The organism is Streptomyces sp. B1866 (assembly GCF_031932565.1).
Lineage (GTDB): Bacteria > Actinomycetota > Actinomycetes > Streptomycetales > Streptomycetaceae > Streptomyces.
In genome coordinates this window covers 1-20969 of the sequence record NZ_JAVSCF010000100.1, presented here as the reverse complement: position 1 = coordinate 20969, position 20969 = coordinate 1, and the positions used below count along the sequence as shown (strand labels likewise).

The following is a 20969-nucleotide window of genomic DNA, read 5'->3' as shown; positions in this document are numbered from 1 at the left end:
GGCGCGGCGGGCCAGCGGGCCAGGCGGGCCCACGGGCCGGGCGGGCGCGGCGGGCGTACGGGCCGGGCGGGCGGGCCTCAGATCGCGTGGGCGCCCTCGGCCGCCGCGGCCTCTTCCAGGCGCCGCGCGAGCGCGAAGTCGCGCTCGGTCAGGCGTCCGCCCGCGCTGTGCGTCGTCACCGAGACGGTGACCGTGGTGAACCCCAGCGTCAGGTCGGAGTGGTGGTTCAGCTCCTCCTGTATCTCCGCGGCCCGGGCGACCAGCGCGGCCGCCCGCCGGTGGCCGTCGAAGAGGTACTTCCGGTGGATCCGCTCGCCGTCGCGCGACCAGCCCGGCAGCTCCGCCAGGCGCTCCGCGATCTCCTCCTCCGCCAGCGGCTCGGCCGCCATGGTCGACTCCCCTCCTCGCCGGTTCCTCCTCGTACGCCCCCAGCCTGCCACGCGCCTGTGACATCAGCGGCCACGCACGCGGTCCGGGACCGGAACCCGATCGGGATCAGCACGTACGCGTACAACCCGCCCGCCGGGGCGTCCCGGCGCGTCAGCCGCGCAGGACCTCCGGCTCGCGCCCGCGCGGCGCGCCCCGCGCCGCCGCCTCGCGCAGCCAGCGCCGCAGCACCGCGTGCACCCGCTCGGCGCCGACCAGTTCCTCCCCCGGCCCGACCGGGGCGCTCACCTCGCGCGGCCACAGCAGGAAGGCCTGGCCCTGCTCGCCGCCGAGCCCGCCGTGCGAGCTGATCTGCTCCTCGAAGGCGTGCACCGAGCCGGTCACCGGGTCGTAGGCGGAGTTGACCATGATGTCCGGCGTGTTGGTGAAGCGGGCGGTGCGCCGCACCGCCTCGGCCGCGCCCGGGCCGAAGGGCTCCAGGGGGCTGCGCCCGATCACCCGGCCGGTGTCGAGGTGGTGTTCCGCGCCGTCCGCGCCCAGCACGACCGGGCCGTGCTCGGCGGAGGCCACCAGCAAAAAGCCCACGCCGGGGTGGCCGGCGAGGACGCGCAGCAGCGCGGGGTGGCGGCGGTCGATCTCCTCGCGGGTGAGCCGGTGGGATACGTCAGGGAAGGAGACCAGGCCCAGGTTGCCGGAGGCGAGCACGACCGGGTCGGCGCGGCCGGCCGGGCCCGCCGCCCGCCGCTCGGCGGGCCCGGCCTTCTCCGGGCGGCGCAGCGCGGCGCGCGCCGCCTCGCGCGCCTCCGCGCCCTTGGACTCCTCGCCCTCCTCGCGCCGCCGGGCCCGCTCGGCCCGGCGCGGCAGGGGCAGCCCGCAGCCGGCCCGTACCAGGTCCTCCAGGGTGAGGCCGTACGCCCCGGCGAAGGTCTGGCCGGGGCTCTGCCCGTGGTCGGACAGCAGCACGATGCGGTAGTCGCGCGGCGCGTGCCGCACGGCCTTGGCGATCAGGGCGACGCTGCGGTCGAGGCTGCGCAGCACCTGGTGGGTGTCGCGGCTGCGCGTGCCGGAGTGGTGGGCGACCTCGTCGTAGGCGACCAGGTCGGCGTACACGGCGGTGCGGCCGGAGAGGATGTCGCCCATGACCGCCGCCACGACCACGTCCCGCTCGACGACGGTGGCGAAGGCCCGGATGAACGGGTAGAGGCCGCCGCGCCGCACGCGGGGCGTCTCGCGCCGGGCCCGGGCGCGCAGCGACTGCCCGATCTCCCGGACCACCTCGGCGGCGAAGGAGCCCGCGGTGCGGGTGGCGTTGGCGGGGTCGGAGAAGTACGCGAAGTAGCCGGACCGGTTGCGGCCCAGGCGGCCGCGCCCGGCCGCCACGGACAGCACCAGCGCGAGCTGGTCGGCGCCGCCGGTGAACAGGTTGCCGCGGCTGGCCCCGTCGCACGCCAGCAGCCCCGGGTCGCCGGTGCGGGCCTGGGCGCGGCGCTGGAGCTCGGCGGCGCTGGTGGGCCGGTGGCTGACCATGACCTGCCCGGTGGCCTTCTCGTACCAGCGGAAGGCGGGTACGTCCTGGTTGGAGCCGTGCAGGATGCCCAGCTGGCTGGCGCCGGTCTGGCTGGACCAGTCGGTGCGCCAGGGGGTGAGGGTGTGGGTGGTGCGGGCCCAGCGGGCGACGGTCTCCATCAGCGGCGGCCGGACGCGCCCGCCGGGCCCGGGCCGCTCCCGCAGGGCGTCGGCGAGCACGCCGTGGCCCACGCCGTCGAGCTGGAGGAACACCAGGCCGGGCGGTCGGCCGCGGCGCCCGTCCGGGTCCGCCCCGGACCGCCGGCGGCGGCGGTCGGCGAGCCGGGCCAGCCGGCGGCGGTAGGCCCCGTCGTCCCGTACGGTCAGGAAGGTGCTCGTCGCCGAGGACGCCGCGGACATCACGGCGGCCACCACGACGGCGGTCTCCGGCTCGACCGCGCCCCGGCCCTCGGGCACCAGGGCGAGGGCGAGCAGCAGCAGGGAGCCGTTGAGGGCGAAGACCAGCAGGCCGAGCACGTAGGCGGGCACCAGCAGCAGGGCGCGCACCAGCAGCGGCCACACCAGGGCGCCGAGCAGGCCGAAGGCGCCCGCGCCGCAGGCCGCGGTGACCGCGACGCGGGTGGCGCTGTCGCCGCCGCCCGCGCCCTCGGCCCGCAGCCGGAAGTCGGGCAGCAGCGCGGCGAGGACGAGCATGGTCAGGGTGCTCACCGCCCACACCGCCGCCACCCGCAGCACGGCCTTCCCCGCGGTCCGCCATCGGGGCCTGTGCACGCCGCCGTTCTCCTCGCTCGCCCGCCTCGCCCGCCCGGCGCCGGTTTCGTGGCGCGCGGGCTCGCCCCAGCCTGTCACAGCCGCCGCCCGGGCCGGGACGGCTGGGCCCCGCCGGGCGCGGATGAGAGGATCGGCGGGAGTGTGCCGCGCCCGCCGCCCGGCCGGGCGGCGGGCCGGGCCCGCGCGCGGGGGCCTGCCGTGCCGGGCGGACCGTGCGGGAGACAGGGAGTCGCGGGTGCCGGTGGAGATCACCTGGTGGGGGCATGCCACCACGACCGTGCGGGACTCCGGGGTGCGCGTGCTGACCGACCCGCTGTTCCCGCGGCGGCTGGCGCACCTGCGGCGGCGGGCGGGCCCGGTGCCGCCGCCGTCGGCCGCGGTCGCGGACGTGGTGCTGGTGTCCCACCTGCACGCCGACCACCTGCACCTGCCGTCGCTCGCCCGGCTGCGGCCGGGCACCCGCCTGGTGGTGCCGCGCGGCGCCGGGCGCGCGGTGCCGGGTCTGCGGCGAGTCGCGGCGGCGCGGGCGCTGGAGGTCACCGAGCTGCTGCCCGGGGAGGAGACCGCGGTCGGCGAGGTGCTGGTGCGGGCCGTGCGCGCGGCGCACGACGGGCGGCGGCTGCCGTACGGGCGGCGCCGGGCGCCGGCGCTGGGCTACGTGCTGCGGGGCGAGGCGACGACGTACTTCGCGGGCGACACCGGCCTGTTCGACGGGATGGCGCGCGAGGTGGGGCCGTGCGACGTGGCGCTGCTGCCGGTGGGCGGCTGGGGCCCGTACCTGGGTGACGGGCACCTGGACGCGCACCGGGCGGCGCGCGCGCTGGCGCTGCTGGGCGCGCCGCGCGCGGTGCCGGTGCACTACGGCACGTTCTGGCCGCTGGGCATGGACGGGGTGCGGCCGCACGAGTTCCACGCGCCGGGGCGGGACTTCGTGCGGCACGCCGGGCGGCTGGCGCCGGCGGCGGTGGTGCACCGGCTGGGGCACGGCGAGAGCGTGCGGCTGGAGCCCGTGCGGTGATCGGGCGGGTGCTGGGGGCGGTGGGCGATCTGGCGGCGGGGGTGCCGCCGGAGTCGACGCAGCGGGCGGTGGGCTACCCGTCGCTGTTTCTGCTGGTGGTGGTGGGTTCGCTGGTGCCGGTGGTGCCGACGGGCGCGGTGGTGAGTTCGGCGGCGGTGGTCGCGCTGCACCAGTCGTCGCCGTTCGCGCTGCTGGTGGTGTTCGCGGTGGCGTCCCTGGCGGCGTTCCTCGGGGACGTCGGCCTGTACTGGCTGGGCCTGCGCGGGGTGCGCTCGCGCGGCGGCTCGCGCTGGCTGGCCCGGCTGCGCGACCGGGCGGCGCCGGAGCGTCTCGCGCAGGCGCAGGCGCGGCTGTCGGAGCGCGGCGCGGCGGTGCTGGTGGTGTCCCGGCTGGTGCCGGCCGGGCGGGTTCCGGTGATGCTGGCGTGCCTGCTGGCCCGGATGCCGCTGCGCCGGTTCGCCCGCGCCGACGTCCCGGCCGCGCTCGCCTGGGCCGGGACGTACCAGCTCATCGGCCTTCTGGGCGGTTCGCTGTTCGCCCGGCCGTGGGAGGGTGTGGCGGCCGCGGTGGCGCTGACGCTGCTGGTCTCCGCCGCGCCCGCCGGCTGGCGGCGGGCGCGCGGGCGGGCGGCCCTGGGCGGCGGGCCGCCCGCCCGGCCGGGGTCAGCGCCGGCGGAGCACTGACCGCAGCACGTCGGTGAGCGTGCCCTCGGGGTCGGCGGCCGCGCCCGCGGACCGCCATGCCACGAACCCGTCCGGGCGGACCAGGACGGCCCCGGCCGGGCCGGTGCCGTAGGCGCGGGTCCAGTCGGCGCCGGGCTCGGTCACCAGGTCGGCGTCGGGGTCGGGGCCGACGCGGTGGCACTCCATGGGCACGCCGAGCCGGGTGGCCGCCTGCCGCCCGGCGGCCTGCCAGGCCGCGCCGGCCGGCCCGGCGAGCAGGACCATGGCCCGCTCGTACAGGTCGAGCAGGGAGACCCGTTCGCCGCCGCGGGTGACCCACAGGTGCGGCGCGCGGGTGCCGGGCGCGCCGGTGGCCTCGAACCGCTCGGGTACGGGCGGGGCGGCCGGGTCGGTGCCGACGACCGCGCCGGCGGGGTAGCGGTAGCCGAGCGCGACGGCCATCACGTCGCTCTGCCGGCCCTCGGTGGGCGGGGCGGCGTAGCCGGGGTGGCTGTGCTCGGCGGAGCGGGAGGCGGCGCGGGCGCTGGTGGCCACGGCGACCGGCTGCCGCTCGGCGCCGTAGGTCTCCAGCAGGTCAGGACCGGCCCAGCCGTCGAGGACGGCGGCGATCTTCCAGGCGAGGTTGTGCGCGTCCTGGATGCCGGTGTTGGAGCCGAACGCGCCGGTGGGCGACATCTCGTGGGCGGAGTCCCCGGCCAGCCACACCCGGCCGCGCCCGTACCGCTCGGCCACCCGCTCGGCGGCGTGCCAGGGGGCGCGGTCGGAGATCTCCACCTCCAGGTCGGGTACGCCGGTGGCGCCGCGGATGTGCTTCACGCACCGCTCGTCGGTGAAGTCCTCCAGCGTCTCGCCGTGTTCGGGGTGCCAGGGGGCGTGGAAGACCCACTGCTCCTGGTTGTCCACGGGCAGCAGCGCGCCGCCGTGCTCGGGGTCGGTGAGGTAGCAGGCGATGAACCGGCGGTCGCCGACGATCTCCGCGAGCCGCTTGGCGCGGAAGGTGATGCTCACGTTGTGGAACAGCTCGCCGCGGCCGGTCTGGCCGATGCCGAGCTGTTCGCGGACGAAGCCGCGCGGCCCGTCGGCGGCGATCAGGTAGTCGGCGCGCACGGTGCGGCACTCGCCGGTGGCCCGGTCGGCCAGCACGGCGGTGACCCCGTCGGCGTCCTGCTCGAAGGAGGCCATCCGGATGCCGAACCGCAGGTCGCCGCCGAGGTCGCGGGCGGCCCGCAGCAGGACGGGTTCGAGGTCGTTCTGGCTGCACAGGCACCAGCCGGCGGGGCTGATGCGGGAGACCGCCCCGGTCGGGTCGATCTTCCGGAACAGCCACCGCTGGTCGTCGCCGGTGAGCGAGGCGGCCTGCAGGATGCCGTGGTTGCCGGCCAGCACGGAGGCGGCCTCGTGGATGGCGGGCTCCACGCCGGCGGTGCGCAGCAGCTCCATGGTGCGGACGTTGTTGCCGCGCCCGCGCGGGTGGTGGGAGGTGCCGGAGTGGCGCTCCACCAGCAGGTGGGGGACGCCGAGCCGGCCGAGGAACAGGGAGGCGGACAGGCCCACCAGGGACCCGCCGACGATGAGGACCGGCACCCGCTCGTCGGCGGTCCGGCCGGCGTGCGGGGCGGCGTGCGCTGCGGGGCGCGCGCCCGGGGCGGACGCGCCGCCGGCCGGGCCGGCGCCCGTGTCGGTGCGTGTGTCGTGGGGACGCTTCATTGTGCTGCTATGCCCGGCCCCCGGACCGCTGCGCCGCACCTCAGCGGCCCGTTCGCCCGGATGGCTCACAGATCTCGCGGCAATGGTAGGAGCGCTCCACGATCGGTTCAGCGGGCGAAGATCCGGCTAAGGAGATGTGGAACATGAGCGCGCTGTACGACACCGACACCCCCACCCCGCCGCTTGCCGCGGGCGGCGGCGCCGCGGCCACCGCGGCCACCGCGGCGACCCTGTCCACGGCGGTCTCGCCCACCGAGGCGCGGCTGCGGGTGGTGCTGCTGCTGGACGTGCGCCCCGGCGCCGAGCAGCGGTTCCTGCGGGCCTACGAGGCGTTGCGGCACCAGGTGGCCTCCGTGCCCGGGCATGTCAGCGACCAGTTGTGCCAGTCGATCGAGAACCCCTCGAAGTGGCTGATCACCAGCGAGTGGGAGAGCGCCGACCCGTTCCTGTCCTGGGTGGACAGCGAGGAGCACCGGGAGATGGTCAAACCGCTGCACGGGTGCGTGGAGGACACCCGGTCGCTGCGCTTCAGCATCCTGCGGGAGACCGCGGTCGCGCGGGACGCGGCGCCCGCCCGGGGCCGGCTGCAGACCGCCCCGCGGATCGGCGACGGCGTCGTACGGCACGCCCTGACCTTCACCGTGAAGCCGGGCAGCGAGCGGGAGGTGGCGCGCATCCTCGCCGACTACGACCCGCCCGAGGCGCGGGTGGACGACACCACCCGGCTGTGCCGCACCTCGCTGTTCCTCAGCGGCAACCGGGTGGTACGGGCCGTGGAGGTCCGGGGCGACCTGGTGGCGGCGCTGCGGCACGTGGCCCGGCAGCCCCAGGTGCGGGCCGTGGAGGAGGCGATCAACCCGCACCTTCAGGAGGCCCGCGACCTGGACGACCCGGAGTCGGCGCGCGCGTTCTTCCTGCGCGCGGCGCTGCCCGCCGTGCACCACCTGGCACCGGGCGGCGCGCGGACGGCGGGGGTGACGCGGCACGCGCTGCTGTACCCGGTGCGGTCCGGCTGCGGCGCGGCGGTGGCCCGCTTCCTGGCCCGGCAGGACGAGCTGGCGGCCGAGAAGGCGGGCAGCCCGCTGGCTGCCAGCACGGTCTACCAGCGCGACGACATCGTCATGCGCATGGTCGACCTGCACGGGCCGCTCGACGAGCGGCCCGCCCTGGCGGCCGGGGTCGGCGGCCGGCGCGCCGCGGCGGTGTTCGGCCGGCTGGTCGACCTCACGCCCTACGGCGGCCAGAGCGACCCGGCCGACGAGGACGGGCTGCGCCGCTTCCTCGCCGACTGCGCCATGGAGCCCATCACCGACCGGGTGGCGCCGGGCTGCTGACGGCCCCGCACCGCCCGCGGCCGCCCGCTCGCCCGACAGCGGACGGGCGGCGTCCGGCGCCCGGCCCGCACCGCGGGCCCGGGCGCGGTCCGGCGGCCACCGGGCACCGGCCCGGGCCCGCCGGACCGGTCCGTCCCCCCGCGCCACCGACCCCCCGCGTCCCCCGCGCGTCCCCCGACGCCGCCCGGGACCCCCGTTCCCTCACCCCTGGATCCCTGGCATCCCGCACCGCGACGCCCCTGGAGGCACACACCATGACCACGCAGTCCCCACGCATCGTCGACCTCGCCGGGGTCGCCCCCAACCGCCGCCGCGGCGGCGATCTGCGCGCCATGCTCACCCCGACCGCGGTGGGCGCCACGAGCGGCTTCATGGGGGTGGCCATCGTGCGGCCCGGCGAGCGCATCGGCGAGCACTACCACCCGTACTCGGAGGAGTTCGTGTACGTCGTGTGCGGCGAGCTGGAGGTGGACCTGGACGGCACGCCGTACTCGCTGCGGCCCGAGCAGGGCCTGCTGATCCCGCCCTACCAGCGCCACCGGTTCCGCAACGTGGGCCCGGTCGAGGCGCGGATGGTCTTCCACCTGGGCCCGCTGGCCCCCCGCCCGGACCTCGGCCACGTGGACACCGAGGACACGGCGGACGCCGCTCCGGCCGAGGCGTCGTCGTGACCCGACGCGTGGCGGTGACCGGTCTCGGCGTCGTCGCGCCCGGCGGGGTGGGCGCCGCGGCGTTCTGGGACACGCTCACCGCGGGCCGCACGGCGACGCGCGGGATATCGCTGTTCGACGCCGCCGGCTTCCGCTCCCGGATCGCCGCCGAGTGCGACTTCGACCCGGTGGCCTGCGGGCTGGCCCCGGAGGTGGTCGAACGCTCCGACCGGTACGTGCAGTTCGCGCTGGTGGCCACGCGGGAGGCGGTGGACGACGCGGGCCTGGACCTGGCCGCGCTCGACCCGTGGCGTACGGCCGTGTCGCTGGGCAGCGCGGTCGGCGGCACCACCCGCCTGGAGCACGACTACGTGGCCGTCAGCGGCGCCGGCGAGCGGTGGGACGTGGACCACCGGCAGGCCGGCCCGCACCTGCACCGGGCCTTCTCGCCCAGCGCGCTGGCCGCGGGCGTGGCCGAGCTGGTCGGAGCGTGCGGGCAGGTGCAGACCGTGTCCACCGGCTGCACCTCCGGTCTCGACGCGATCGGCTACGCGCTTCAGGCGATCGAGGAGGACCGGGCCGACGTGTGCGTGGCCGGGGCCTCGGACTCGCCGATCTCCCCGATCACGGTGGCCTGCTTCGACGCGATCAAGGCGACGTCGGCGAACAACGACGACGCCGAGCACGCCTCCCGCCCGTTCGACGCGCGGCGCGACGGGTTCGTGCTCGGCGAGGGCGCGGCCGTGCTGGTCCTGGAGGAGCTGGAGCGGGCCCGCGCCCGCGGCGCGCGGATCTACTGCGAGCTGGCCGGCTTCGCCACCTTCGGCAACGCCTACCACATGACCGGACTGACCCGGGAGGGCCGTGAGATGTCCGAGGCGATCGACCGCGCGCTGGACCAGGCCCGTATCGACGGGTCCGCGATCGACTACGTCAACGCGCACGGGTCGGGCACGCAGCAGAACGACCGGCACGAGACGGCGGCCGTCAAGCGCTCGCTGGGCGCGCACGCGTACGAGGTCCCGATGAGCTCGATCAAGTCCATGGTGGGCCACTCGCTGGGCGCGATAGGCGCGATAGAAGTCGCCGCCTGCGCCCTGGCGCTGGACCGGGGCGTGGTGCCGCCGACGGCGAACTACGAGAAGCCCGACCCCGAGTGCGACCTGGACTACGTGCCGCGCACCGCCCGGGAGGCGCGGCTGCGGCACGTGCTGTCGGTGGGCAGCGGGTTCGGCGGCTTCCAGTCCGCGGTGGTGCTCAGCCGGCCGGCCGGGAGCGCGTCGTGAGCGCGGCGGCCGGCCGCGCGGCGGCGGTGACGGGCCTGGGCGTCGTGGCGCCGTGCGGCGTGGGCACGGACGCCTTCTGGAAGGCGGCCCGGGAGGGCCTGGGCTGCCTGGACCGGGTGACCCGGGACGGCTGCGAGCACTTCCCGCTGCGGGTGGCGGGGCAGGTGCGCGACTTCGACCCGGCGGCCCTGGTGGAGGGCCGCTACCTGGTGCAGACCGACCGGTTCTCGCACTACGCGCTGGCCGCCGCCGAGCTGGCGTTGCAGGAGGCCCGGCTGCCGGCGTCCGACATGCCGCCGTTCGCGATCGGCGTGGTGACCGCGGCCGGGTCGGGCGGCGGCGAGTTCGGCCAGCGGGAGTTGCAGCAGCTGTGGGGCCGCGGGCCCGGGCACGTGGGCCCGTACCAGTCCATCGCGTGGTTCTACGCGGCCAGCACCGGCCAGATCTCCATCCGCGGCGGCTTCAAGGGGCCGTGCGCGGTGGTGTGCGCCGACGAGGCGGGCGGGCTGGACGCGTTCGGGCACGCCCGCCGCACCGTGCGGCGCGGCGCGGACGCGGTGCTGGTGGGCTCCACCGAGGCGCCGCTCGCCCCGTACTCGGTGGTCTGCCAGCTGGGGTACGCCGAGCTGAGCCTGGCCCGCGAACCGGCCCGCGCCTACCTGCCGTTCACCGCCGACGCGCGCGGGTTCGCGCCCGGCGAGGGCGGCGCGATCCTGCTGCTGGAGGAGGAGGGAGCGGCCCGCCGCCGCGGCGCGCCGGTGCGGGCGGTGGTCGCCGGGCACGCGGCGACCTTCACCGGTCCGTCGATGTGGGAGCGCTCCCGTGAGGGCCTGGCGCAGGCGATCCGCGGCGCGCTGGCCGACGCGCGGTGCGCGCCGGAGGAGATCGACGTGGTCTTCGCCGACGCGCTCGGCGTGCCGGCGGCGGACCGCGCCGAGGCGCTGGCGCTGGCCGACGCCCTGGGCCGGCACGCCGCGCGCGTGCCGGTGACCGCGCCGAAGGCCGGCTTCGGCCGGGCCTACTGCGGGGCGCCCGCGCTGGACGTGGCGGCCGCGGTGCTCGCCATGGAGCGCGGTGTGGTCCCGCCCACCCCCTATGTCACCGCTACCGACGTGTGCCACGACCTGGACCTCGTCACCGGCTGCTCGCGGCCCGCCGAGCCGCGCACGGCACTGGTGCTGAGCCGGGGACTCATGGGCTGCAACGCGGCGCTCGTGCTCCGCGGCCCGGAAGGAGAGATCTGATGTCCACCCAACTGACCTACGCGGAGCTGGCCTCGCTGATGCGCAGCTGCGCGGGGATCACCGTCGACCCGGTCGAGCTCCAGGCCCGGCCGCACATCGCCTTCACCGACCACGGGCTCGACTCGCTCGGCCTGCTGGCCGTGGTGGGCGAGCTGGAGCAGCGGTACGGCGTGCCGATCACCGCGGACGCGGAGAGCTGCCAGACCCCGCGGGACCTGCTCGACGTCGTCCACACCACCGTCCTGGGCGACGCGGCGCCCACCGTCGACACCACCGAGACAGGAGCCTGAGACATGCCCGGACACACCGAGAACGAGATCGTCATCGCCGCCCCCATGGACCTGGTGTGGGACATGACCAACGACCTGCGCGGCTGGCCGCAGCTGTTCAGCGAGTACGCGTCCCTGGACATCCTCCAGGAGGACGGCGGCACCGCCACGTTCCGGCTGACCATGCACCCCGACGAGAACGGCCAGATCTGGTCGTGGGTCTCCGAGCGGGAGGCGGACCCGGTCACGCGCACCGTGGAGGCGCGCCGGGTGGAGACCGGCCCGTTCGAGTACATGAACATCCGGTGGGAGTACGAGGAGAACCCGGCCGGCACCCGGATGCGGTGGATCCAGGACTTCGCGATGAAGCCGCAGGCGCCGCTGGACGACGACGGGATGACCGAGCGGATCAACACCAACTCCAAGATCCAGATGGAGCTGATCCGCGACAAGATCGAGCAGCGCGCCCGCGCGCGGGTCGGGGCGTGACCGTGCACCGCGCGCTGATCGTCGCCCGCATGAAGCCGGACGCGGCCCCCGACATCGCCGGCGTGTTCGCCGCCTCCGACAACAGCGGCGTGCTGCCGGAGCTGATCGGGGTGCGGGCCCGCAGCCTGTTCCAGTTCGGCGACGTGTACCTGCACCTGATCGAGGCCGACGAGCCGCCCGGGCCGCGGGTGGCGCGGGTGTCCGGCCACCCGGAGTTCCGCGGCGTCAGCGAGCGGCTGTCGCCGTACATCGCGGCGTACGACCCGACGACCTGGCGGGAGCCGAAGGACGCGATGGCCCACGAGTTCTACCGCTGGGAGCGGGACCGGAACTGACGGAAGCAGACGATGTGAAGGGAGCACCCCGTGGCAGACACCGTCGATACCGCGGACACCGCCCGCGCCGCCGCGAGAGCCCGGCCCGCCGACGACGGGCCCCCGGGCCCCCGCCCGGACTGGGTGCGGTGCGGCGGGTGCGCCGCGCTGGTCTACGGCAAGCGGTTCCTCAGGGGCCTCGGGGTGTGCCCGGACTGCGGGTGGCACAGCCCGCTGACCGCCCGGCAGCGCCTGGAGCAGCTGCTCGACCCGGGCTCCGCGGTGCCGGTGGAGGCGCCCGAGCCGCCGCCGGACCCGCTGGGGTTCGCCGACACCCGGCCCTACCCGGACCGGCTGGCCGAGGCGCGGGCGGCCACCGGTCTGCGGGACGCGGTGCTGTGCGCCCGCGGACTGGTGGAGGGCCGGCCCGTCGTCGTGGCGGCCATGGACTTCCGCTTCCTGGGCGGGAGTCTGGGCTGCGCGGTCGGCGGGCTGATCACCGAGGCGGCGCGCACCAGCCTGCGGGAGGGGGTGCCGCTGCTGCTGGTCACCGCCTCGGGCGGCGCGCGCATGCAGGAGGGCGTGCTGTCGCTGATGCAGATGGCCAGGACCGCGCGGGCGATGGCCGAGCTGGACGAGGCGGGCGTGCTGACCGTCTCCCTGGTCACCGACCCGACGTACGGGGGCGTGGCCGCCTCGTTCGCCACCCTCTCGGACGTGATCCTCGCCGAGCCGGGCGCGCGGCTGGGCTTCGCCGGGCCGCGGGTGATCGAGCAGACCACCGGGCAGCGGCTGCCCGAGGGGTTCCAGACCGCGGAGTTCCTGCTGGCGAACGGCATGGTGGACGACATCGTGCCGCGCCCGGCGCTGCGCGGGGTGCTCGGCCGGCTGCTGGCCCTGCGCTCCCCGGCGCACGGCCCGCGGCGGCCGGACGGGCCGGCGGTGCTGCGCGGCGCGGACCGGGTGCCCGACCGGGACGCGTGGGAGGCGGTGCGGCTGGCGCGGCACTCGGGCCGGCCGACCACCGCGGACTACGCCGGGCATCTGCTGGACGAGTTCACCGAGTTGCACGGCGACCGGCTCGCGGAGGACTGCCCGGCCGTCGTCGGCGGCCCGGGGCGGCTGGCCGGCATGCCGGTGATGGTGATCGGGCACCACAAGGGCGGGCCGGGTCTCGCGCAGCGGCAGCGCCGGAAGTTCGGCATGCCCACGCCCGGCGGCTACCGCAAGGCGGCCCGGCTGATGCGCCTGGCCGCGAAGCTGCGGCTGCCGGTGGTCACCCTGATCGACACGCCGGGCGCCAACCCGGGGCCGGACGCCGAGCGCGGCGGGCAGGCGGTGGCCATCGCCGAGAACCTGCGGCTGATGTCCCGGCTGCCGGTGCCCGTGGTGGCCGTGCTCACCGGCGAGGGCGGCAGCGGCGGCGCGCTCGCGCTGGCCGTCGCCGACCGGGTGCTGGTCTGCGAGAACGGCGTGTACTCGGTCATCAGCCCGGAGGGCTGCGCGGCCATCCTGTGGAAGAGCCCGCAGGCCGCGCCCACCGCCGCGGCGGCCCTGCGGCTGCACGCCAGGGAGCTGCTGCGGCTCGGCGTCGCCGACGGCGTCGTGCCCGAGCCCGAGGGCGGCGCCCACCGCGACCACGCAAGGGCCGCCGCCCTGCTCGGCGACGCGCTGGCCGAGACCCTGGCGGACCTGGTCCCGTGGGACACGGCGCGGCTGCTCGCGGCGCGGGCCGGCCGCTTCGAGCAGTTCGGAGCGCAGACCGGATTCGGAAGCCAGACCGGGAGAAGGACATCGTGACACTGGACCGCTCGACGAGCCCGACGAACTCCGTGAGCCAGACCGCCGCGGCGCCGCAGGCGTCCGACCCGGCCGGCCACGGCGACCCGCTGACCAACGGCCACCGGCCGGGCGCGGTCGTGCTGACCTCCCAGGCGAGCCTGGAGTCGGTGTGCCGCAGCGTGACGGAGCTGGTGCGGGCGGCCTCGCGGCACCCGTGCCGCATCCGGCTGCGGCACGGCGAGACGACGGTGGAGATGGAGTGGCCCGGGCCGGCCGCGCCGCCGCGGCCGGCCGGCCCGGACGGCGCCGCGGCCGCGGACGCCGCCCCGGCGGCTCCCGACGCGCCCGCCGGGGACGCCGGAGCGGCCGCGCGGGAGGGGCAGCCGGCCGGCCCGGCGCGGGTGCACGTGTGCGCCCCGACCGTCGGCACGTTCTACCGCTCCCCCGAACCGGGCGCCCCGCCCTTCGTCGCGGTCGGCGACGTGGTCCAGCCCGGGCAGCCCGTCGGGATCCTGGAGGTGATGAAGATGATGAGCCCCGTGGAGGCGCGCACGGCCGGGCGGGTGGTGGAGATCCTGGTGCCCGACGCCCGGCCGGTGGAGTACGAGCAGCCGCTCGTCGCCCTGGAGCCGCTGTCCGCCGACGAGTCGGGGTGATCGCCCGTGTTCACCTCCGTGCTCGTCGCCAACCGCGGCGAGATCGCCGTACGGGTGCTGCGCGCCTGCCGCGAGCTGGGCATCCGGACCGTGGCGGTGTACTCCACCGCCGACCGTGACTCCGCGGCCGTACGGCTCGCGGACCAGGCCGTGCACATCGGGCCCGCGCGGGCGCGCGGCAGCTATCTGAGCGTCCCCGCCGTGGTGGAGGCGGCGCTGGCCACCGGGGCGCAGGCGGTGCACCCCGGGTACGGGTTCCTGTCGGAGGACCCGGACTTCGCGGAGATCTGCGAGAACAGCGGGCTGACGTTCGTCGGCCCGCCCGCGCGCGTGATGCAGCACCTGGGCGACAAGGCGGCCGCGCGGGTGCTGATGGCGCGGGCGGGCCTGCCGGTGCTGCCGGGCAGCGACGGGCCGGTGGCCGGCGCCGCGGAGGCGAAGGAGACCGCCCAGCGGATCGGCTACCCGGTGATCCTCAAGGCCGTGGCGGGCGGCGGCGGGCGCGGCATGGCGGTGGTCCGCGACCCGGACGCCCTGGCGGGCGCGTACGGGGCCACGCGCGCGCACGCGCGGGCCGTCTTCGGCGACGAGCGGCTGTACATGGAGCGGTTCGTCGACGACGCGCGCCACGTGGAGGTGCAGGTGCTCGCCGACCGGCACGGCCACGTCGTCCATCTCGGCGAGCGCGACTGCTCCGTACAGCGGCGGCACCAGAAGCTGATCGAGGAGTCGCCGGCGCCCAGCCTGCCGGCGGAGCGGCGCGCGGCCATCTGCGAGGCGGCGGTGCGCGGCGCCGAGGCGGTCGGCTATGTCGGCGCGGGCACCTTCGAGTTCGTGGTGACACCGTCGCACGACTTCTACCTGATGGAGATCAACTGCCGCCTCCAGGTGGAGCACCCGGTCACCGAGATGGTCACCGGGGTGGACATCGTGCGCGAGCAGCTGCTGGTGGCCGCCGGCGAGCACCTGTCGGTGCGCCAGGCCGACGTGCGGCCGCGTGGCGTGGCCGTGGAGTGCCGGGTCAACGCCGAGGACCCGGCCCGTGACTTCGCGCCCACACCGGGCCTGCTGACGGCCTTCGAGCCGCCCTCCGGCCCGTTCGTACGGGTGGACACGCACGCCTTCCCGGGCTGGCGGATCGGGCCCGACTACGACTCCCTGCTGGCCAAGACGATCGTGTGGGCGCCGGACCGCGCGCAGGCGCTGGCCCGGATGGACCGGGCGCTGGCGGAGTTCCGCGTCGAGGGGCTGGGGGTGCGCACCACGCTGGGCTTCCTGCGCCGGGTGCTGGCGCACCCGGACTTCCGCGCCGCCGCGCACACCACCGGGCTGATCGGCGGCCTGCGTGCCCAGGAGGCCCCTGCCGGGAAGGCTACCGCCGAGCAGGCCGCGGCCGAGCAGGTGACCGGGCGGCGTCCCGTCCGCGCGGCGAACGAGTGACGCGGACGGGGTTTGCCACCCGGAGGGCTTACATACCTCCCCGGGCGGCTCTCTCCGGTGGCGGGCCCGCGCGGTGTCACGGACGGTGGTTGAGGCGCCACTGCGATCCCCTTCGGCTGACGAGTGGTCAGTAATCGCCGACGGCGCTGAAAGGAATAACCCATGCGTTCTACTCGCGCAGTCCTCGCCGGGGCGGCGGTCGCCGCCGCCCTGACCCTGGGCGGCCCCGCCGCCGCCCACGCGGCCGACTTCGCCGACCCGGTCGGCCACGACTCGTACGGGACCGGCCAGGAGTCCTCCGACGGCGGCTACGGCGGCTCGGACTCCTGGAAGGACAAGGACTCCTGGAAGGACAAGGAGTCGTGGAAGGACAAGGAGTCGTGGAAGGACAAGGACTCCTGGAAGGACAAGGAGGAGGGCGCTTCCAAGGGCGGCAAGGAGGAAGGCGGCTACGACAGCGGCGCCTCCAAGGGCGGCAAGGAGGAGGGCGGCTACGACTCCGGCGCCGCCAAGGGCGGTAAGGAAGGCGGCTACGACTCCGGCGCCGCCAAGGGCCACGAGGGCGGCTGGGAAGGCGCCTCCAAGGGCAAGGAAGGCGGCTGGGAAGGCGCCTCGAAGGGTAAGGAAGGCGGCGCCAAGGGCCACGAGGGCGGCTGGCAGGGCCCCTCCAAGGGCAAGGAAGGCGGCTGGCACGGCGGCAGCTCCTGGAACAAGGAGCACGGCAAGCCGCACGGCGGGGTGCACACCGGTGGCGGCGGCATGGCCGCCGGCGAGGGTGGCATGGCCGCCGGGGCCCTGCTGCTGCTGGGCGGCGTCGGTGCCGGCGCGTACGTGCTGCGGCGCCGCACCCCCGTCCGCGACGCGGTCTGATCCAGACCGCGTCGCCACCATTGCTGGCGTGGTCACCGCCGCTCGTCGGCGGTGACCACGCCAGTGGCATAAGGCCGCGTATGAGCCGCGACCGGCCCGCCGAAGGGCCGTCCCCCACCCCCTCCCCCACCCGGGCCGTACGGGCCGTACGCCCCGCCCGGGCGGTACGCGCCCACCGGCCGTACCCGGAAAGCCAGAAAGGCAGTCGCTCCGCCATGGGCATGCAGACGCGAGGCCGCGCCGACACCGAGACCCGCATGCTGCGCTGGGCGGCGGCGTCGGCTCTCATCGGACTCCTGCTGGTCTACAACGCGGCGGACTCGTCCTCCGACCAGCGGACGCCGAAGGCCGCGGCCACCGTGCCCGCGCCCGCGCCGCCGACCCGGGCGGCGGCGGCCCCCGCCCCGCCGCAGGGCGTCGGGCCGGCGCTGCCGCGCTCGCCCGCGCGGCACCTGGAGATCCCGGCGCTGGGCGTCAGCGCGCCGTTCATGGAGCTGACGCTGGGCTCCTCGGGCCAGCTCAACGCGCCGCCCTCCGACGACAACAACCTCGTCGGCTGGTATCGCGGCGGGCCCTCCCCCGGTGAGCGCGGCAACGCCATCGTGGCCGGGCACGTGGACACCAGGACGGGACCCGCGGTGTTCTGGCCGCTGAGCGCCATCAAGACCGGCAACAAGGTCGTCATCACGCGCGACGACGGCATCGTGGCCACGTTCACCGTGGACCGCGTCGCCACCTTCGCCAAGGACGACTTCCCCGACGAGCAGGTGTACGGGGACACCACGGACGCACAGCTGCGCCTGATCACCTGCGGCGGCTCCTACAACCGGACCGTGCGCGACTACACGGCCAACGTGGTGGTGTTCGCCCACCTCGCGTCCTTCCGCTGGGCGTGAGGCGCGACGGCGTACACGGCGAAGGGCCCGCCCGGGGTCTCGGGAGACCTCGGGCGGGCCCTTCGCCGCCGTCCGCGCCGTCCGGCCGGCGGGCGGACCGCCGGCCGGACGACGGTCCGGGTCAGTCGGGGACGGTGCTGTCGAACGCGTGCAGGTACGCGTTGACCGGACGGACGTCCTCCACCCGCAGCCCCGCGTTGGTCATCCGCGTCACCAGGCTGTCCCTGGTGTGCTTGCGGCCGCCGACGTTGAGCAGCAGGAGCAGGTCCATGGCACTGGTGAACCGCTGGCTGTCGTCCAGCAGGTTCTCCACGACGAGCACGCGGGCCCCGGGGCGCGCGGCGGCGACCACGGCCTTGAGGGTGCGGCGGGTGCTCTCGTCGTCCCATTCCAGGATGTTCTTGATGATGTACAGGTCGGCGCCCGGGGGCACCTCGTCGCGGCAGTCGCCGGGCAGCAGCCGCGCGCGCGAGGCGAGCGGACCGCCGTCCCGCAGCCGCGGGTCGGCCTGGGCCACCACCTCGGGCAGGTCGAGCAGCGTGCCGCGCACCCAGGGGTGCTTCTCCAGCAGGGCGGCCAGGACGTGCCCCTGGCCGCCGCCGATGTCGGCGACCTCCCGCACCGCGTCGAGATCCAGGAACTCGGCGATGTCGGCCGCCGACTGCCTGCTCGAGGTGGTCATGGCCCGGTCGAAGACCCGGGCGGACTCGGGGGCGTCCTCGTGCAGGTAGCGGAAGAAGTCCTTGCCGTACAGCCCGGGAACCACGCTGCGGCCGGTACGCACCGCCTGGTCGAGGCGCGGCCAGGCGTCCCAGGTCCACGGTTCGGTGCACCACAGGCAGATGTACCGCAGGCTGTTCGGGGCGTCCTCGCGCAGCAGCCGCGACATGTCGGTGTGCGCGATCCGGCCGTCGTCGGTCTCGGTGAAGATCCCGCACCCGGCCAGGGCCCGCAGCAGGCGGCGCAGCGGCTCGGGTTCGGTGCCCACGGCGGCGGCCAGCGTGTCGATGTCGACGGGCCGCTCGCCGAGGGCGTCGGGCACGCCCAGCCGGATGGCCGCGCGGATGGCCCCGGCGCGCGCGGCGCCGAAGACGGCCTCCCGCAGCCGTACGCCGGGCGGGGTGGCGGACGCGGTGGTCATGACTCGTCGTCCTTCTTCACGCACCGGCCCTTGGGGATGGAGGTGTCGCACTGGTTCTTGCCGAAGCTGTGGCCCGTGTTCTTGATCGACGCCTCACGGTCGATCAGGTCGGCCGGCTTGTTGGCCTCCAGCACGTTGTACGCCACCTTGATGTGGGAGTTGTGCACGCCCGGGGCGTTGCTGGTGAAGAGGACGACACCGCCCGACATGGGCGACTTGCCGACGTTGTCGTGCACCGCGTTGTCGATCACGCGCACCTTCTCGACGCCGGTCAGCAGGATGCCGGTGCCCTGGATGAAGGGCAGCCGCGAGGTGGCCACGCAGTACTTGTTGTTGCGGTACACGTCGTTGTGGCGCACGGTCAGCGCGCCGCCGTGCGGCTTGGACTCGTCGCCCACGATGAAGATGCCGCCGCAGTTGGCGGTGACGTCGTTGTGAGCCACCGTCAGGTTGCGCAGCCGGCGCACGGTCAGGCCGATGCGGTTGCCGACCAGGTGGTTGCCGCGGACGACGGTCCCCTTGCTGTCGATGGCGCCGCCCTCGGCCCGCATCACGTTGGCGAGCATGATGCCCGACTCGGCGTTGCCCTTCGCGGTGTTGCCCAGGAAGGCGCCGCGGACGGACTTCTCCTGGCCGAGGCCGTGCTGGCCGTTCTTCTCCGCGAACACGCCGCGCACGTCGAGCCGGTCGGTGTAAGCGGCCCAGACACCGTTCTTGGGGAAGCCGGCGACCTTGAGGCCGAGCAGCCGCACGCCGACCAGGGGCCGCTTGGCGGTGCCGGTCACGCAGATGCCGTGGCCTTCCTTGCCGCACGCGTGGGCGGACGCCTTCTTGCCCGGCGTGATGACGGTCTTGGGGCCCGCGCCGCGCAGGGTCAGCCGCGGGACGGTGATCTGGACGCTCTCCCGGTACTTGCCCGGGGCGACCGCGATGGTGTCACCGGGCCGGGCGCGCTTGACGGCCGCCTGGATCGACCTGCCGGGGCGGACGACGAGCAGGACCGAGTCGTGGCCGCCGCGGTGGGTCTTGCGCTGCCCGCCGGACCGGGCGCCCTGACCCGCCTTCCGGCCGCCGCTCTTGCCCTTCGGGCCGGCCTTGGAGCCGCCCTTCTCACCGGCCTGGGCACCGCTCTTACGACGGCTGTCCCCACCGGCCTGAGCGGCACCCTTGTGACCGCCCTTCTCACCGGCCTGGGCAGCACCCTTACGGCGACTGTCCCCACCGGCCTGCGCGGCACCCTTGCCGCCCTGCTCACCCGCGTGAGCGGCACCCTTACGACGACTGTCCCCACCCGCCTGAGCGGCACCCTTGCGACGACTGTCCCCACCGGCTTGCGCGCCGCTCTTGCGGCGGCTGTCCCCGCCCGCCTGCGCAGCGCCCTTGCGGCGGCTCTGCTCACCGGCCTGCCGACCGGCCCCGGTCTTCTGGCCGCTGTCCTGCCCGGCCTTCTGACCACTCTCCTGACCCGCCTTCTGGCCACTGCCCTGGCCGGTCTTCTGGCCACTGCCCTGGCCGGTCTTCTGGCCACTGCCCTGGCCGGTCTTCTGGCCACTACTGCCCTGGCCGGTCTTCTGGCCACTACTGCCCTGGCCGGTCTTCTGGCCACTACTGCCCTGGCCGGTCTTCTGGCCACTACTGCCCTGGCCGGTCTTCTGGCCACTACTGCCCTGGCCGGTCTTCTGGCCCGCTTTCTGGCCGCCGGGCTGTTCGGCCTGCTGGCCGGACTGCTGCTGACTGGTCTGCTGCCCCTTGGGGTCCGCGGCGTACGCGGAGGGCAGGAATCCCTGGGTGGCGATAAGTACGGCCGCGAGGCCCACAAACGGGGCCAAGGGCCGTATACGCAGTGAAGTGTTCATGAATGGGACGCTAGGGACACTCAGGTGCCCCTGCCACTTTTGTCACTTGCCTAACTCCCCTTGGCGCGGGCGCCATCGGTCCCGGCGCGGCCGGTCCGACCAGGCTCCGACCGGGCCGTGGGCCGGGTCACCGCCCGCTCGGACCGCCGCCGCCCGCGAGGGTGCGGAGTCCCCCGGTCGGCCGTCGCCCGGGCAGCGGCACCGAGCGGTACGGCGGCGCGGCGCGTACGGCCGGACGGCGGGCCGTCAGCCGGCCGTCAGCTCCTCGAAGGCCGCCGCCAGGTCGGCCAGGGCATGGGCCACGTGCGGCAGGGCCAGCGGGTCGGCGGCGGCGAGGGCGAGCCGCCGCGCCTCGTCGCTCGCGCCGAGCAGCGGCAGGACCGACAGCCGCACCCGCAGGTCGTCCGGGCCGTCCCCGAAGTGGTGACCGCCCGGCACGGGCACGCCGAGCCGCCGGGTCAGGTGCCCCTCCAGCTCCACGGAGTCGGCGATGCCCCGCGCGGCCAGCGCGTCGCGCAGCTCCTCCAGGTCGGCGTAGAGGTGGCGGCCCACCCGGGGCGGCCGGACGAGCGCGCCCGCGGCGGCGAGGGCCCGGTGGGCCGCGCCCGCCACCGCGCCCTGCGCCCGGCAGGCGGCCGCCACGCGGGCG

The 20969-nt window shown here is 76.1% G+C and carries 19 protein-coding genes and 1 pseudogene; 14 read left to right on the top strand and 6 right to left on the bottom strand.

Going from position 1 to position 20969, the window contains the following annotated elements; genetic code table 11:
- Positions 1-77 precede the first annotated feature (77 nt).
- Both RKE29_RS15375 and RKE29_RS15370 read right to left on the bottom strand, forming a co-directional pair.
- Positions 78-389, bottom strand: coding sequence for a 4a-hydroxytetrahydrobiopterin dehydratase (locus RKE29_RS15375; RefSeq protein ID WP_312005943.1), 312 nt, complete (start codon positions 387-389; stop codon positions 78-80).
- Between the two features lie 151 nt (positions 390-540).
- On the bottom strand, positions 541-2685 hold the full coding sequence (locus RKE29_RS15370; protein ID WP_312005942.1) for a phage holin family protein: 2145 nt from the start codon (positions 2683-2685) through the stop codon (positions 541-543).
- 235 nt (positions 2686-2920) lie between these two features.
- On the opposite strand from RKE29_RS15370, the gene RKE29_RS15365 reads away from it, so the two are divergent.
- Together RKE29_RS15365 and RKE29_RS15360 are read left to right on the top strand one after the other, a co-directional pair.
- Complete coding sequence (locus tag RKE29_RS15365; protein ID WP_312005941.1) at positions 2921-3703, top strand: MBL fold metallo-hydrolase; 783 nt, start codon at positions 2921-2923, stop codon at positions 3701-3703.
- Positions 3700-4386: a VTT domain-containing protein gene (locus tag RKE29_RS15360; protein WP_312005940.1), complete on the top strand. Its 687-nt coding sequence runs from the start codon at positions 3700-3702 to the stop codon at positions 4384-4386. The genes RKE29_RS15365 and RKE29_RS15360 overlap by 4 nt, the downstream gene beginning before the upstream one ends.
- On the opposite strand, the gene RKE29_RS15355 is transcribed toward RKE29_RS15360, so the two are convergent.
- Positions 4366-6093 (bottom strand): FAD-dependent monooxygenase, encoded by a 1728-nt coding sequence (locus RKE29_RS15355; RefSeq protein WP_312005939.1) that lies wholly within the window; start codon positions 6091-6093, stop codon positions 4366-4368. The two genes, RKE29_RS15360 and RKE29_RS15355, sit on opposite strands and share 21 nt — an antisense overlap.
- A 143-nt stretch (positions 6094-6236) precedes the next feature.
- Here RKE29_RS15355 and RKE29_RS15350 point away from each other — a divergent pair, with 143 nt between their 5' ends.
- The 12 genes from RKE29_RS15350 (at position 6237) to RKE29_RS15295 (ending at position 17323) form a co-directional block, all read left to right on the top strand.
- Complete coding sequence (locus tag RKE29_RS15350) at positions 6237-7427, top strand: SchA/CurD-like domain-containing protein (RefSeq protein WP_312005938.1); 1191 nt, start codon at positions 6237-6239, stop codon at positions 7425-7427.
- 254 nt (positions 7428-7681) lie between these two features.
- Positions 7682-8098, top strand: coding sequence for a cupin domain-containing protein (locus RKE29_RS15345; RefSeq protein ID WP_312005937.1), 417 nt, complete (start codon positions 7682-7684; stop codon positions 8096-8098).
- Positions 8095-9363 carry a beta-ketoacyl-[acyl-carrier-protein] synthase family protein gene (locus RKE29_RS15340; RefSeq protein WP_312005936.1) on the top strand — a complete coding sequence of 423 codons (1269 nt, stop codon included), beginning with the start codon at positions 8095-8097 and terminating at the stop codon, positions 9361-9363. Before RKE29_RS15345 ends, RKE29_RS15340 begins: the two co-directional genes overlap by 4 nt.
- Entirely contained in the window at positions 9360-10607 is a 1248-nt protein-coding gene (locus RKE29_RS15335; protein ID WP_312005935.1) for a beta-ketoacyl synthase N-terminal-like domain-containing protein, read from the top strand. Before RKE29_RS15340 ends, RKE29_RS15335 begins: the two co-directional genes overlap by 4 nt.
- Entirely contained in the window at positions 10607-10897 is a 291-nt protein-coding gene (locus tag RKE29_RS15330) for an acyl carrier protein (RefSeq protein ID WP_312005934.1), read from the top strand. The genes RKE29_RS15335 and RKE29_RS15330 overlap by 1 nt, the downstream gene beginning before the upstream one ends.
- A gap of 3 nt (positions 10898-10900) precedes the next feature.
- A complete protein-coding gene (locus tag RKE29_RS15325; protein ID WP_312005933.1) occupies positions 10901-11365 on the top strand; it encodes an SRPBCC family protein in 465 nt (154 codons plus the stop codon).
- A gap of 2 nt (positions 11366-11367) precedes the next feature.
- The gene (locus RKE29_RS15320; protein WP_312005945.1) at positions 11368-11700 is read left to right on the top strand and encodes a TcmI family type II polyketide cyclase; all 333 of its coding nucleotides are present in this window, start codon (positions 11368-11370) and stop codon (positions 11698-11700) included.
- Between the two features lie 123 nt (positions 11701-11823).
- On the top strand, positions 11824-13479 hold the full coding sequence (locus RKE29_RS15315; RefSeq protein ID WP_312005944.1) for an acetyl-CoA carboxylase carboxyltransferase subunit alpha/beta: 1656 nt from the start codon (positions 11824-11826) through the stop codon (positions 13477-13479).
- Complete coding sequence (locus tag RKE29_RS15310; RefSeq protein WP_312005931.1) at positions 13476-14117, top strand: biotin/lipoyl-containing protein; 642 nt, start codon at positions 13476-13478, stop codon at positions 14115-14117. The genes RKE29_RS15315 and RKE29_RS15310 overlap by 4 nt, the downstream gene beginning before the upstream one ends.
- A 6-nt stretch (positions 14118-14123) precedes the next feature.
- Positions 14124-15557 (top strand): acetyl-CoA carboxylase biotin carboxylase subunit, encoded by a 1434-nt coding sequence (locus tag RKE29_RS15305; protein WP_312005929.1) that lies wholly within the window; start codon positions 14124-14126, stop codon positions 15555-15557.
- Positions 15558-15719: 162 nt separating this feature from the next.
- A complete protein-coding gene (locus RKE29_RS15300) occupies positions 15720-16427 on the top strand; it encodes a hypothetical protein (protein ID WP_312005927.1) in 708 nt (235 codons plus the stop codon).
- A 215-nt stretch (positions 16428-16642) separates the two neighbouring features.
- On the top strand, positions 16643-17323 hold the full coding sequence (locus RKE29_RS15295) for a class F sortase (RefSeq protein WP_312005925.1): 681 nt from the start codon (positions 16643-16645) through the stop codon (positions 17321-17323).
- Positions 17324-17444: 121 nt separating this feature from the next.
- Here the strand turns inward: RKE29_RS15295 and RKE29_RS15290 are convergent, their stop codons facing one another.
- The 3 genes and pseudogenes from RKE29_RS15290 to RKE29_RS15280 all read right to left on the bottom strand — a co-directional run.
- Complete coding sequence (locus RKE29_RS15290; protein WP_312005923.1) at positions 17445-18464, bottom strand: methyltransferase; 1020 nt, start codon at positions 18462-18464, stop codon at positions 17445-17447.
- A complete protein-coding gene (locus RKE29_RS15285; protein WP_312005921.1) occupies positions 18461-20320 on the bottom strand; it encodes a right-handed parallel beta-helix repeat-containing protein in 1860 nt (619 codons plus the stop codon). The genes RKE29_RS15290 and RKE29_RS15285 overlap by 4 nt, the downstream gene beginning before the upstream one ends.
- 246 nt (positions 20321-20566) lie before the next feature.
- Positions 20567-20969, bottom strand: a pseudogene (locus RKE29_RS15280) (pyridoxal phosphate-dependent aminotransferase); the annotation flags it as partial.

Excerpts from the sequence above, each read along its gene's own strand:
- RKE29_RS15375 (WP_312005943.1), bottom strand. The coding sequence starts at position 389 with ATGGCGGCCGAGCCGCTGGCGGAGGAGGAGATCGCGGAGCGCCTGGCG.
- RKE29_RS15355 (WP_312005939.1), bottom strand. The coding sequence starts at position 6,093 with ATGAAGCGTCCCCACGACACACGCACCGACACGGGCGCCGGCCCGGCC.
- RKE29_RS15350 (WP_312005938.1), top strand. The coding sequence starts at position 6,237 with ATGAGCGCGCTGTACGACACCGACACCCCCACCCCGCCGCTTGCCGCG.
- RKE29_RS15345 (WP_312005937.1), top strand. The coding sequence starts at position 7,682 with ATGACCACGCAGTCCCCACGCATCGTCGACCTCGCCGGGGTCGCCCCC.
- RKE29_RS15330 (WP_312005934.1), top strand. The coding sequence starts at position 10,607 with ATGTCCACCCAACTGACCTACGCGGAGCTGGCCTCGCTGATGCGCAGC.
- RKE29_RS15325 (WP_312005933.1), top strand. The coding sequence starts at position 10,901 with ATGCCCGGACACACCGAGAACGAGATCGTCATCGCCGCCCCCATGGAC.
- RKE29_RS15300 (WP_312005927.1), top strand. The coding sequence starts at position 15,720 with ATGCGTTCTACTCGCGCAGTCCTCGCCGGGGCGGCGGTCGCCGCCGCC.
- RKE29_RS15295 (WP_312005925.1), top strand. The coding sequence starts at position 16,643 with ATGGGCATGCAGACGCGAGGCCGCGCCGACACCGAGACCCGCATGCTG.
- RKE29_RS15290 (WP_312005923.1), bottom strand. The coding sequence starts at position 18,464 with ATGACCACCGCGTCCGCCACCCCGCCCGGCGTACGGCTGCGGGAGGCC.
- RKE29_RS15285 (WP_312005921.1), bottom strand. The coding sequence starts at position 20,320 with ATGAACACTTCACTGCGTATACGGCCCTTGGCCCCGTTTGTGGGCCTC.